Genomic DNA, 12,564 nt, shown 5'->3' on the forward strand with positions numbered 1-12,564 from the left:
GCTGCAGGTCGATGTGCCTGCGGTAGCGCGGGTGGTGCGCGGCGCGCCGCTGTATCCGGCCGGACGTCGCGGGGTGTCGCATGGGTCCTCCATCGGTCCCGGCGGGAGCACCCGCACCCGCTGGTGGCGGGGGGTTGCTGCGGCGTCGTCGAGCCGGGTCTCTCAGCCGCTCCGGATGGTGTGCGCCATCGACTGTACGAAGCGGAGACCGCTCCGTGTCAACCCGTTCGGGCCCGGGGTGACGCGCGCCGCTCGACGGTTCCACCGGCTGGGAAGCCCCAGCGCAGAACCCTTGTCCTGTACGGACAGACGAGGTGGGCGTCCGGCCCCGTGGACGACCGGTTGTCCGGCGACGTGTCCGCGGCGCACCCTGACCGGGTGACGACGAACCCGGGGCGGTCCGCACGTCCCGGACCGCGCTTCCGGGGCGCCTCCGACGTGCTCGCGGTCCGCCCGACGGGCCTCGAGCCCTTCTGGCCGAGCCGCCGCGCCCCCGCCTACAGCGAGCTGTGTCCGGGCCCCACCCGTCCCTGACCAGCTCCCGATCTCCCTCTCTCCCGTTTCGCTGCGCGCGCCCGTGCCGGGCGTGCGCCGTCGGCACCTCGCGCGCCCACGCGCCGTCACCACCACGGAAGGACCACTCCCCCGATGTCCCCGCACGCCCTGCGCTCCGGATCCCGGACGCGTGCCGCCGCACTCCTGCTCGCCGCCATCACCACGCTCGGTGCCCTGGCCGGCTGCTCGCGCGCCGACGACAGCTCGTCGGGCGCGTCGGGCCCGACGTCCCCGGCCACCGAGGTCCGGCTCGGCTACTTCCCGAACATCACCCACGCGCCGGCGCTGATCGGTCTGAAGCAGAACCTGTTCACCGCCGAGCTCGGCAACACCAAGCTGACCCCGCAGCCGTTCAACGCCGGCCCGGACGAGGTGAACGCGCTGCTCGGCGAGTCCCTCGACATCGGCTTCATCGGCTCCGGCCCGGCGATCAACGCGTTCACCAAGTCCGGCGGGGAGGCGGTCAGGCTCGTCGCCGGCGCCACCTCGGCCGGCGCCCAGCTGGTCACCGCACCGGGCATCACGTCACCGGCCCAGCTCAGGGGAAAGACCATCGCGACACCGCAGCTGGGCAACACCCAGGACATCGCGCTGAAGACCTGGCTGAAGCAGAACAACCTTCCGATCGGCTCCGGGCCGGACGCGGTGACCGTGCAGAACATCGACAACCCGCAGACCCTCGACCTGTTCAAGCAGGGCAAGGTCGCCGGTGGCTGGCTGCCGGAGCCATGGAGCTCGCGACTGGTCGAGGCGGGCGCCAAGGTCCTCGTCGACGAGAAGAGCCTGTGGCCGGAGGGGAAGTTCCCGACGACCGTCGTACTCGTCCGGACCAAGTTCCTGCAGGAGCACCCGGAGACGGTCAAGGCCGTGCTGACCGGTGAGCAGAAGGCGATCGAGGCGGCGAAGGCCGACCCGGCGAAGGCGAAGGCCACCGCCAACGACGCGATCAAGGACGTTACCGGCAAGGCGCTGCCCGCGTCGGTGGTCGACCGGTCGTTCACCGAGCTGTCCTTCGACAGCGACCCGCTCGCCTCGACGTTCCCGCAGCTGGCGAAGAACTCCGTCACCGCGGGCATCGCGAAGGACGAGGCGAAGCTGACCGGCTTCCTCGACCCCCGCCCCGTCGACGAGGTCCGCAAGGCCGCCGGGCTCGCCCCGGTCGACCCGGGCGCCCTGGCCGACACGAACTGACCGCCACCGACTGACCGGCACACCACCCACGACGACAGGGAGATCCCCGTGCCCGTCGACACCCCGGCGATCGCGGAGCACCGCCCCCGCACGTCGCCCACCGCGCTGAGCCTGACCGGCGTCGGCAAGACCTTCGGCACCGGCCCGGGCGCGGTGACCGCGCTCCACGACATCGACCTCCACGTCGGCGACGGCGAGTTCGTCTGCCTGCTCGGCGCGTCCGGCTGCGGCAAGTCGACGCTGCTCAACCTGCTCGCCGGGCTCGACGACGCGACCACCGGCACCGTCGAGGTGCGGGCGGCGCGGCCGTCGTTCATGTTCCAGGAGGCCGCGCTGATGCCGTGGCTGACCGCGCAGCGCAACGTCGAGCTGCCGCTGCAGCTCGCCGGGCACGGCCGGTCCGCCCGCCGCGAGCGGGCCGGCGAGCTGCTCGAGCTGGTCCGGCTCGACGGGATGGGCCCCAAGCGCCCGCACGAGCTCTCCGGTGGCATGCGCCAGCGGGTGTCGCTGGCCCGCGCGCTCGCCGCGGCCACCGGCCTCGGCGCCGCGGACTCCGGCAGCGCACAGTCCGGCGGCGCGGAGCACGGCGGCGCCCCGGGCCTGCTGCTGATGGACGAGCCGTTCGCCGCACTCGACGCGATCACCCGCGACGTCCTGCAGGGCGAGCTGCTGCGGGTGTGGCGGGCGACCGGCACGACCATCGTGTTCGTCACCCACGACGTCCGGGAGGCCGTACGGCTCGCCGAGCGGGTCGTGCTGCTGTCGTCGCGGCCGGGCACCGTGGTGCGCGAGTGGACCGTGCCCGCAGGCGGCGACAACGGCAGCGACAGCGACGACCGGGAGGCGGCCGAGCTGCACGACGACATCACCGGCCGGCTGCGGCAGGTGATCACCAGCCATGCCGCGTGAGAACGCAGGCGCAGCGGTGACGGGCGGAGCGGTGACCGACCGCGAGCACGACTCCGCGGCCGCCGTCGCCGCGCTCGACGCCCTCGACACCCCGGTCGTGCGGACGACGCCGTGGTGGCAGCGCGCGTTGCGCGGCTGGCTGCCACCGGCCGTCGCCGTCGTCGTGATCATCGTGATCTGGCAGGTCGTGTGGGCCTCGGCGGTGCTGCCGGAGTACCGGCTGCCGGACCCGGCCGACGTCGCCGGGGAGCTGGGCGACGTCGTCGCGAGCGGGCAGATCTGGTCGATCCTGTGGACCTCGATCAGCCGCGCGGTACTGGGCTTCCTGTTCGCGCTGGTCGTCGCGACGCCGATCGGCCTGGTCGTGGCGAAGGTGCCGCTGGTGCGCTCGGCGATCGGCCCGCTGCTGACCGGGCTGCAGTCGCTGCCGTCGGTGGCCTGGGTGCCTGCCGCGGTGCTGTGGTTCGGGCTCACCGACGCGACGATCTTCTTCGTCGTTCTGCTCGGCTCGGTGCCGTCCATCGCGAACGGCCTGGTCGCGGGCATCGACCAGGTGCCGCCGATCCTGCCGCGCGCCGGGCAGGTGCTCGGCGCGACGGGGTTCGCGATGGCCCGCCACGTCCTGCTGCCCGCCGCGCTGCCCGGATACCTCGCGGGCTGCAAGCAGGGCTGGGCGTTCTCCTGGCGGTCGCTGATGGCCGCCGAGATCATCGCCGCGGGCCCGGAGCTCGGCGTCGGGCTGGGGGCGTACCTGAAGAACGGCGCGGACCTGAACAACATCGTCCAGGTGTTCGCGGCGATCCTGCTGATCCTGGTCGTCGGGATCGGTGTGGAGCTGCTGGTGTTCCGGCCGCTGGAGCGCCGCGTGCTGCGCGCGCGGGGGCTGGCGCTGTCGGTATGAGGCCGCACCGCGCCCTCCCGGGATCCGGACCCGCGCTGCGCCGTCCGGGAGCACACTGTCCGGACACCACGGACGGTGTTCCCGGCGACCGGACGGCCGGTTGTGGCCGCCCGGAACCCCGTGATGACCTCGTCGACGTGGCCGAGCACGTGACGACGACGGGACCGGTGTCCGGGCCGGGCCGTCTGCTCACCCGGCGCAGGCACCTGGACCTGCTCCGGCTCGCCGGCGGCACCTGTCGCGCCCGCTGAGCGCACCCGCCTCTCCGCGCCGCCTGCTTCTCCGCGACCCCTGCTTCTCCGCGACCCCTGCCTCGCCGGGACCCACCGCGGTCCCGGCACCTCCGAGCGCCGCCACCCGCCCGTGCGCGCGCTCGCCCACCCCTGTCCCGGGAGACACCTGTGGCTCTGCCCACCACCCTCGCCGGCTCGGCGAGCGGCCCGGCCGCCGTCGCGCGGCCGCGGTCCGCCGAGCCGGTACGCCGATCCGGCCGCCGCCCCGACCTGCGCCGCTGGATCTCACCGATCGCGATCCTGCTGCTCTGGCAGCTCGCGTCCTCGACCGGCCTGCTCGCCGAGGACGAGCTGGCCTCACCGCTGCGTGTGCTGGCCTCGGCCGTCGACGTCACCCGCAGCGGCGAGCTGCCCGAGGGGCTGCTCGTCTCGCTGGCCCGGGTCGCGGTCGGGATCGTGCTCGGCGTCGTCGCCGGGACCGTGCTCGGGCTGGTGTCCGGACTGTCGGAGTGGGGCGGGATCCTCGTCGACCCGCCCACCCAGATGTTCCGGACGCTGCCGCACCTCGGTCTGGTGCCGCTGTTCATCCTGTGGTTCGGCGTCGACGAGCTGCCGAAGGTGCTGCTGGTCGCGATCGGCGTGCTCGTGCCGATCTACCTCAACGTGCACGCCGGGGTCCGCGGCATCGACCCGAAGCTGCTGGAGGCCGCGAAGGTCTCCGGGTTCACCCGCTCCGAGGTGCTGCGCCACGTCGTGCTGCCCGGCGCGATGCCCTCGGCGCTGACCGGGCTGCGGCTCGCGCTCGGCGTCGCGTGGCTGTCGCTGGTCGTCGCCGAGACCACCGCCGCAGACTCCGGCGTCGGCTACATGATCATGAACGCGCGGGAGTTCCTGCGGACCGACGTGATCGTCGTCGGGCTGGTGGTCTATGCGCTGCTCGGGCTGGGCACCGACGCCCTGGTCCGCCGCCTCGAACGCCGCGTCCTCGCGTGGCGCCCGGCCGGACCGGCGGGGGCGGGCCGATGAGCGCCCGGGTGCACGGCCTCGTCCGGGAGTTCGGTGGCCGCCGCATCCTCGACGACCTCGACCTGACCATCGGCGACGGCGAGTTCGTCGCCCTGCTCGGCCGTTCCGGCTCGGGCAAGTCCACGCTGCTGCGGCTGCTCGCCGGGCTCGACTCGGCCGGCGACACCGGGGTGTCCGGGACCGTCGAGGTGCCCGGGTCGGTGGCCGTCGCGTTCCAGGAGCCGCGGCTGCTGCCGTGGCGGGTGGTGCGCGACAACGTCTCCCTCGGCCTGCACCGCGACCTCGGCGGCGACACCGCCGCCCGGGTCGCCGAGCGGGCACTCGCCGAGGTGGGCCTGACCGAGCGCGCCGATGCGTGGCCGCTGACCCTGTCCGGCGGCGAGGCACAGCGCGCGTCGCTGGCCCGCGCCCTGGTGCGCGAGCCGCAGCTGCTGCTGCTCGACGAGCCCTTCGGCGCCCTCGACGCGCTGACCCGGATCACCATGCACCGCCTGGTGCTCGACCTGTGGCGCCGGCACCGGCCCGGCGTGCTGCTGGTGACCCACGACGTCGACGAGGCGCTGCTGCTCGCCGACCGCGTGCTCGTCCTCGCCGACGGGCGGATCGCCGCCGAGCACCACCCCGGCGACCGCCCGCGCGACGCCGACCGGCTGGCCCCGCTGCGCCGCACCGTGCTCGACGAGCTCGGGGTGGAGGTCACCGATGCGGCGTAGCGCGGTCCTGCTCGCCGTACTGCTGCTCGCCCTGCTCACCGGCTGCTCGAGCGTGCCGGTGAGCAGGCCGCCGGTCCAGCCGCCGGTGGACCGGGCCGCGCTGGCCGGGGTGACGCTCGCCGTCGGCGACCAGAAGGGCGGCTCGCAGTCGCTGCTGCGCGCCGCCGGGCTGCTCGACGACCTGCCGTACCGGGTCCAGTGGCGGACGTTCACCTCCGGGCCGCCGCTGATCGAGGCGGCCCGCGCGGGCGCCATCGACGTCGGCGGCACCGGGAACACCCCGGTGATCTTCGCGGCGGCGGCGAAGGCCCGCGTGCAGATCGTCTCGGCCAACCGCGGCAACTCCGCGAGCGACGCGGTCCTGGTCCGCCCCGGCTCGCCGCTGCGCACGGCGGAGGACCTGCGCGGCAAGCGGATCGCCGTCGCGAAGGGCAGTTCGGCGCACGGCCAGCTGCTGTCCACGCTGCGCGCGGCCGGGATGACCCTCGACGACGTCGACGCCACCTTCCTCGCCCCCTCCGACGCCTACGCGGCCTGGCGGCAGGGCGACGTCGACGCCTGGGCGGTGTGGGACCCCTACACCTCCCAGGCCGTGCACGACGACCACGCCCGCGTGCTCGTCGACGGCACCCGCACCGCCAACGGATACGGCTTCCAGGTCGCCTCCAACGCCGCACTCGCCGACCCGGCCCGCAGCGCCGCCGTCGCCGACCTGCTGGCCCGGATCGCAGCCGCGCAGACCTACTCCGACACCCACCGTGAGCAGCGGGCGAAGGTCTGGAGCGACGAGACGAAGCTGCCGCTCGCGGTGACCCGCGCGGCCGTCGCGAGCGGGGTGGACCTGCCCGTCCCGCTCGACGACGCCGTCGTCGCCTCCGAACAACAGCTCTCCGACTCCTTCACCGAGGCCGGCGTGATCCCCGGCCGGGCGGACTTCGGCGCGTTCGTCGACCGCCGTTTCGAACCGACCACGCTGGCCGCCGCCCGCCGCGGTATCCCCGGCACACCCACCGACACCCGAGGAGGCGCCCGATGACCGGGATCGTCCCGCACTGGTTCCTGCCCACCTCCGGCGACGGCCGCACGATCGTCGCCCGCCGGCACGCCGACCGCGGCGAGGCAGGCGGCACCGCCCGCGACGCGAGCATCGACTACCTCGCCCAGATCGCCCGCGCCGCGGAGTCGCTCGGCTTCCACGGCGTCCTGACGCCGACCGGCACGTTCTGCGAGGACGCCTGGCTGACCACCGCGGCGCTGCTGCGCGAGACCCGCACGCTGCGCTACCTGGTCGCGTTCCGCCCGGGCGTCCTGTCCCCCACGCTGGCCGCACAGATGGCGTCGACCTACCAGCGGATCTCCGGCGGCCGGCTGATGCTCAACATCGTCACCGGCGGCGACGACGTCGAGCAGCGCCGGTTCGGCGACCACGTCGGCCACGACGAGCGCTACGCCCGCACCGACGAGTTCCTCGACGTGCTGCGCGGCGCCTGGTCCGACGAGCCCTACGACTTCACCGGCGCCCACTACGACGTCACCGGCGCGACGACCCTGGCCGTCCCCGACCCCGTCCCGCCGGTCTACTTCGGAGGCTCCTCGGACGCGGCGCTGCCGGTCGCCGCCCGGCACGCCGACGTGTACCTGACCTGGGGCGAGCCGCCCGAGGCCGTCGCGGAGAAGATCGGACGCGTCCGCAAGCTCGCCGACGACCTGGGCCGCAGCCCGCGGTTCGGCATCCGGCTGCACGTGATCACCCGCGACACCGCCGACGAGGCGTGGGCCGAGGCCCAGCGGCTGCTCGACGCGCTCGACCCCGACGAGGTGCGCCGCGCCCAGGCGACACTGGCCGCCAGCCAGTCCGAGGGTCAGCGCCGGATGCGCGAGCTGCACGGCGGCGTGCACAGCGGCGCTGCCGCGGACCTGACGGTGTCACCCAACCTGTGGGCCGGCGTGGGCCTGGTCCGCGGCGGCGCCGGGACCGCGCTCGTCGGGTCGCACACCGAGGTCGCCGACCGGATCGCGGAGTACCACGAGCTGGGGATCGACGAGTTCGTGCTGTCCGGCTACCCGCACCTGGAGGAGGCGTACCGGTTCGGGGAGGGTGTGCTGCCGGAGCTGGCGCGGCGCGGGCTGCTGGCCGACCGTGACCTTCGTCGCGGCGAGACCGCCTCGCCCGCAACACGGGCGTAACCTGAGGGGACGTGCCGACCGCCCCGCCGCGGCGGCCGCGCCCTCGCGGTGCGGCCCGACCCGGCGGCCCGGTCTCCCCCGGCCGCCCCCGGAGCCACCGCTCCCGCCCGGCGGTCGGTCCCACCGCAGGGGCGCCGCGCGCCTCCCGGTGATTCGGCACGGACCACCGACGCACTGCTGCGCCGCCCCGGGCGCAACCCGTCCGTGGCCGGCGCCGAGAGGAACACCGATGCGCCTGCTGCGCGCCCTGACCCTGCTGGTGCCCGCGATCGTGCTCGCGGCCGGCTGTGCCGCACCCGGCGAGGCCCCGTCCGGCGGAGGCGGTGACGGGGCGAAGACGGTCCGGATCGGCGTCACCGACGGGTCCGAGCCGTACTGGACCGTGTTCAAGGACAAGGCCGCGGCCCAGGGCATCACCGTCGACCTGGTCAACTTCACCGACTACAACCAGCCGAACCCGGCGCTGGCGCAGGGCCAGCTGGACCTCAACGAGTTCCAGCACCTGCAGTACCTGGCGAACTACAACGTCAAGAACGACGACACCCTGGCCCCGGTCGGCGCCACCGCGGTCTATCCGCTGCCGCTGTACTCGGCCAAGCACCGCTCGCTCGCCGAGATCCCGCGCGGCGGGCAGATCGTCATCCCGAACGACGCGGTGAACCAGGCCCGCGCACTCAACGTGCTGCAGTCCGCCGGGCTGCTGAAGCTCACCGACGGCGGCACCACCGTGTCCACCCCGGCGCAGATCGACGCCGCCGCCTCGAAGGTCACCGTCACCCCGGTCGACGCCGCGCAGACCGCCACCAACCTGGCGAGCGCGGACGGCGCGATCGTGAACAACAACTTCGCGACCTCGGCGAACCTGTCCAAGCAGCAGGTCGTCTACCAGGAGGACCCGAACTCGGAGAAGGCGAAGCCCTACATCAACCTGTTCGTCGCGAAGGGCGACCGCAAGGACGACCCGGTGTTCGCGACCCTGGTGAAGATCTACCACGACCCGGCGGTGCTGGCCGCCGCGCGCAAGGACCTCGGCGACGGCGGCGTCGTCCGCGACAACTCCACGGCCGACCTGCAGCAGACGCTGACGACCATCGAGAAGCAGCTGCGGGGCTGAGCGTGACCGCGAGCGACACGACGGCGCCGGCGATCTCCTTCGCCGGCGCCACCCGCACCTTCCCCGCCCGCCGTGGCGCGCCGGTCACCGCCGTCGACGACGTCACCCTCGACATCGCCGAGGGCGGCATCACCGGCGTCATCGGCTGGTCCGGGGCGGGCAAGTCCACCCTGGTCCGGCTGGTCAACGCCCTGGAGCTGCCGACGTCGGGCACCGTCACCGTGCGCGGGCGGGTCACCACCGAGCTGTCCGAGCGCGGGCTGGCCGAGCTGCGCCGCGAGGTCGGTATGATCTTCCAGCAGTTCGCGCTGATGAGCTCGCGCACGGTCGCAGGCAACGTCGGCTACCCGCTCGCGGTGGCCGGCTGGTCCCGCGAGGCCCGCCGCGCCCGGGTCGCCGAGCTGCTGGAGTTCGTCGGACTCGCCGACCTGGCGGGCCGCTACCCGGCGCGGCTGTCCGGCGGGCAGAAGCAGCGCGTCGGCATCGCCCGGGCGCTGGCGACGTCGCCGTCGATCCTGCTGGCCGACGAGGCGACCAGCGCGCTGGACCCGCAGACCACCCGCGAGGTCCTCGACCTGCTGCGGCGGGTCAACCGCGAGCTCGGCACCACCGTCGTCGTGATCACCCACGAGATGGAGGTCGTCGCCGACATCTGCGACCGGGTCGTCGTCATGGAGGCCGGGCGGGTCATCGAGTCCGGCGACGTGCACGACGTGTTCGCCGCGCCGTCGCACCCGGCGACGCAGCGGTTCGTCCGCGGTGTCCTGCAGGACGTCCCCGCGCCGGACACCCTCGCGCGGCTGGCGAGCCGGCATCCCGGACGGCTGGTCACCGTGGCCGTCGGCGGGGCCGCCGAGGACGGCGACGACACCGCGCAGGACGCCGTCGCGCGGATCCCCGCCGCGCACGGTGTGCGCAGCACCGTGGTGCACGGCGGCATCCGCGAGCTCGGCGGCCGCCCGGTCGGCAGCCTGACCCTGTCCCTGACCGGCGACGACGACGCCGTCGCGGCCGCCGTCGCCGAGCTGTCGGCCGTCGCGCGGGTCACCGACCCGCGGCAGCCGGACACGACGGCGGGCACCACCGCCACCCCGAGCACGAGCACGGAGCGCCCCGCATGAACACCGACTGGTCCCAGCTGCAGCCGGTGCTCTGGCTGTCGCTGCTGCAGACCGCCTACATGGTCTTCTGGACGATGCTGCTCGCCGGCCTGCTCGGCCTGCTGCTCGGCGTCGCCCTGCACACCACCCGCGCCGGCGGCCTGTTCGCCAACCGTGGCGTCTTCACCGTGCTGAACGTGCTGGTCAACCTGGTGCGGCCGATCCCGTTCATCATCTTCATCACCGCCGTCGGGCCGGTGACGCTGCTGGTCATGGGCACCACGATCGGCACCCGCTCGGTGCTGTTCCCGATGGTCGCGATGGCGACGTTCGTGATCGGCCGGATCGTCGAGCAGAACCTGGTGTCGGTGGACCCGTCGGTGATCGAGGCGGCCCGGGCGATGGGCGCCGGGCGGTTCCGGATCGTGTGGAGCGTGCTCGTGCCGGAGGCGCTGGCGCCGTTGGTGCTGGGCTACACCTTCGTCTTCATCGCCGTCGTCGACATGTCGGCGATGGCCGGCTACGTCGGTGGCGGCGGCCTGGGCGACTTCGCCATCTCCTACGGCTACCAGCGCTTCGACTGGCCCGTGACGCTGGTGACGGTGGCGATCATCGTCGTGCTGGTGCAACTGGCGCAGCTGGCCGGGAACACCCTGGCGCGGCGGGTGTTGCACCGATAGAGACCGGTACGCACCGCACCTGCGAGTCGGAGGCCGCCCGTATGCCGCGCAAGCAGATCCACCTCGCCGCGCACTTCCCCGGCGTCAACAACACCACGGTGTGGGCCGATCCGGCCTCGGGCAGCCACATCGAGTTCGACTCGTTCGCGCACTTCGCGCGCACGGCCGAACGGGCGAAGTTCGACTTCCTGTTCCTGGCCGAGGGGCTGCGGCTGCGCGAGCACCGCGGGCGGATCTACGACCTCGACGTCATGGGCAGGCCGGACACGTTCACGATCCTCAACGCCCTGGCCGCGGTCACCGACCGGCTCGGCCTGGCCGGGACGATCAACTCGACGTTCACCGAGCCCTACGACGTCGCCCGCCAGTTCGCCTCGCTCGACCACCTCTCGGCCGGGCGGGCCGCCTGGAACGTGGTGACCTCGTGGGACGCGTTCACCGGCGAGAACTTCCGCCGCGGCGGGTTCCTGCCGAAGGACAAGCGGTACACCCGGGCCAAGGAGCACCTGGCCGCCGCGGCCGCGATCTGGGACTCGCGCACCGGCCCCGAGGACCGGGGCACGTTCGCCTACTCCTCGGACCAGTTCGACGTCGCGGGGCGGTTCGCGCTGCCCCGCAGCCCACAGGGCCGGCCGGTGATCCTGCAGGCCGGGGACTCCGAGGAGGGCCGCGAGTTCGCCGCCGCCTCGGCGGACGCGATCTTCTCCCGGCACGCCGAGCCGGAGGCCGGGCGCGCGTTCACCGCCGACGTCAAGGGCCGCCTCGCCCGCTACGGCCGCGGGTGGGACGACCTGAAGATCCTTCCCGCGGCGACGTTCGTGCTGGGCGACACCGACGCCGAGGCCGCCGAGCGCGCCGAGGTCGTCCGCGCCCAGCAGATCAGCCCGCAGACCGCGATCGTGTTCGCCGAGCAGCTGTGGAACACCGACCTGTCCGGCCACGACCCGGACGGGCCGCTGCCGGAGTTCGACCCGGTCGAGGGCGAGCTGGTGTCACAGGGCCGGGCCAGCGTGCGGATGTACCGGGACCCGAAGGCCGACGCCGACCGGTGGCGCGCCGTGGCCGCGGAGAAGGGGCTGTCGCTGCGCGAGACGGTGATCGAGATGACCGGGCGGCACACGTTCGTCGGGAGCCCGGAGACCGTCGCCGCCGCGATCGACGACGCCGTGCAGACCGACGCCGCCGACGGCTACGTCCTCGTCCCGCACGTCACCCCCGGCGGGCTCGACGAGTTCGCCGACCGGGTGGTGCCGCTGCTGCAGGAGCGCGGCTCGTTCCGCACCGACTACGCCGGGACGACGCTGCGCGAGCACCTGGGCCTGCCCACCGTCGCCACGACGACCGACCCGACCGCCGCCGCGACCGCCGCCCCGGGCACCGCAGCCGGATAGGGCGCCGCGCGCCGGTATCGTCGTCGCACCGGGTTCGACGACAGCCGGGGTTCGACGACGGCAGGGAGCGGCGTGCTGCAGATCGGTGAGGTGGCCACCCGGGTCGGGCTGTCGCTGCGGACCATCCGGCACTGGGACGAGCTGGGCCTGGTGACGCCGTCGGCGCGCAGCTCCGGTGGCTTCCGGCTCTACACCGACGCCGACGTCGACCGGCTCCGCTTCGTCAAGACGCTCAAGCCGCTGGACCTGGGGCTGGACCAGATCCGGGACCTGATGGGCCAGATCGACGCCGCCCGCGCCGAGCTCGACGCCGGCCGGACCGTCGACCAGGACGCCCGCAACCGGCTCGGGCTGTACCGGGCCGCCGCGGAGTCCCGGATCGAGGCGCTGCACGCCCAGATCCAGGGCCTGGAGCTGCTGTCCCGCGAGCTGCGCACGCTGTGCGAGCCGCGCAAGGGCCCCGCACCGGCCGGCGACGGCACCGCGGCGGCCGCACACGACGCCGAGCGCTGATCCGACGGCGGAGCCGGGTTGTCCCCGGCGCCCCCGGCAGTTACGGTCGAG

General features: G+C 74.1%; 12 protein-coding genes. All 12 read left to right on the plus strand.

Translation table 11 applies throughout. The annotated features are described in order from the left end of the window. Positions 1 to 648: 648 nt before the first annotated feature. The 12 genes from ACLE50_RS07720 (at position 649) to ACLE50_RS07775 (ending at position 12,513) form a co-directional block, all read left to right on the plus strand. On the plus strand, positions 649 to 1,746 hold the full coding sequence (locus ACLE50_RS07720) for an ABC transporter substrate-binding protein (RefSeq protein ID WP_410942712.1): 1,098 nt from the start codon (positions 649 to 651) through the stop codon (positions 1,744 to 1,746). Between the two features lie 48 nt (positions 1,747 to 1,794). Then, a complete protein-coding gene (locus ACLE50_RS07725; RefSeq protein WP_410942713.1) occupies positions 1,795 to 2,655 on the plus strand; it encodes an ABC transporter ATP-binding protein in 861 nt (286 codons plus the stop codon). Beyond that, complete coding sequence (locus ACLE50_RS07730) at positions 2,645 to 3,556, plus strand: ABC transporter permease (RefSeq protein ID WP_410942714.1); 912 nt, start codon at positions 2,645 to 2,647, stop codon at positions 3,554 to 3,556. Before ACLE50_RS07725 ends, ACLE50_RS07730 begins: the two co-directional genes overlap by 11 nt. A gap of 407 nt (positions 3,557 to 3,963) precedes the next feature. Beyond that, positions 3,964 to 4,815 (plus strand): ABC transporter permease, encoded by an 852-nt coding sequence (locus ACLE50_RS07735; RefSeq protein WP_410942863.1) that lies wholly within the window; start codon positions 3,964 to 3,966, stop codon positions 4,813 to 4,815. After that, a complete protein-coding gene (locus ACLE50_RS07740; RefSeq protein WP_410942715.1) occupies positions 4,812 to 5,528 on the plus strand; it encodes an ABC transporter ATP-binding protein in 717 nt (238 codons plus the stop codon). Before ACLE50_RS07735 ends, ACLE50_RS07740 begins: the two co-directional genes overlap by 4 nt. Next, positions 5,518 to 6,564: an ABC transporter substrate-binding protein gene (locus ACLE50_RS07745; RefSeq protein WP_410942716.1), complete on the plus strand. Its 1,047-nt coding sequence runs from the start codon at positions 5,518 to 5,520 to the stop codon at positions 6,562 to 6,564. The genes ACLE50_RS07740 and ACLE50_RS07745 overlap by 11 nt, the downstream gene beginning before the upstream one ends. Further along, entirely contained in the window at positions 6,561 to 7,715 is a 1,155-nt protein-coding gene (locus ACLE50_RS07750) for an LLM class flavin-dependent oxidoreductase (protein WP_410942717.1), read from the plus strand. Before ACLE50_RS07745 ends, ACLE50_RS07750 begins: the two co-directional genes overlap by 4 nt. A gap of 229 nt (positions 7,716 to 7,944) precedes the next feature. After that, positions 7,945 to 8,829: a MetQ/NlpA family ABC transporter substrate-binding protein gene (locus tag ACLE50_RS07755; protein WP_410942718.1), complete on the plus strand. Its 885-nt coding sequence runs from the start codon at positions 7,945 to 7,947 to the stop codon at positions 8,827 to 8,829. A gap of 2 nt (positions 8,830 to 8,831) precedes the next feature. Further along, the gene (locus ACLE50_RS07760; RefSeq protein ID WP_410942719.1) at positions 8,832 to 9,950 is read left to right on the plus strand and encodes a methionine ABC transporter ATP-binding protein; all 1,119 of its coding nucleotides are present in this window, start codon (positions 8,832 to 8,834) and stop codon (positions 9,948 to 9,950) included. After that, on the plus strand, positions 9,947 to 10,609 hold the full coding sequence (locus ACLE50_RS07765) for a methionine ABC transporter permease (protein ID WP_410942720.1): 663 nt from the start codon (positions 9,947 to 9,949) through the stop codon (positions 10,607 to 10,609). The genes ACLE50_RS07760 and ACLE50_RS07765 overlap by 4 nt, the downstream gene beginning before the upstream one ends. A gap of 41 nt (positions 10,610 to 10,650) precedes the next feature. Beyond that, positions 10,651 to 12,000 (plus strand): NtaA/DmoA family FMN-dependent monooxygenase, encoded by a 1,350-nt coding sequence (locus ACLE50_RS07770; RefSeq protein ID WP_410942721.1) that lies wholly within the window; start codon positions 10,651 to 10,653, stop codon positions 11,998 to 12,000. Between the two features lie 72 nt (positions 12,001 to 12,072). Further along, the gene (locus ACLE50_RS07775) at positions 12,073 to 12,513 is read left to right on the plus strand and encodes a helix-turn-helix domain-containing protein (protein ID WP_410942722.1); all 441 of its coding nucleotides are present in this window, start codon (positions 12,073 to 12,075) and stop codon (positions 12,511 to 12,513) included. Positions 12,514 to 12,564 lie beyond the last annotated feature (51 nt).

This window comes from Pseudonocardia phyllosphaerae, assembly GCF_046546475.1.
Lineage (GTDB): Bacteria > Actinomycetota > Actinomycetes > Mycobacteriales > Pseudonocardiaceae > Pseudonocardia > Pseudonocardia phyllosphaerae.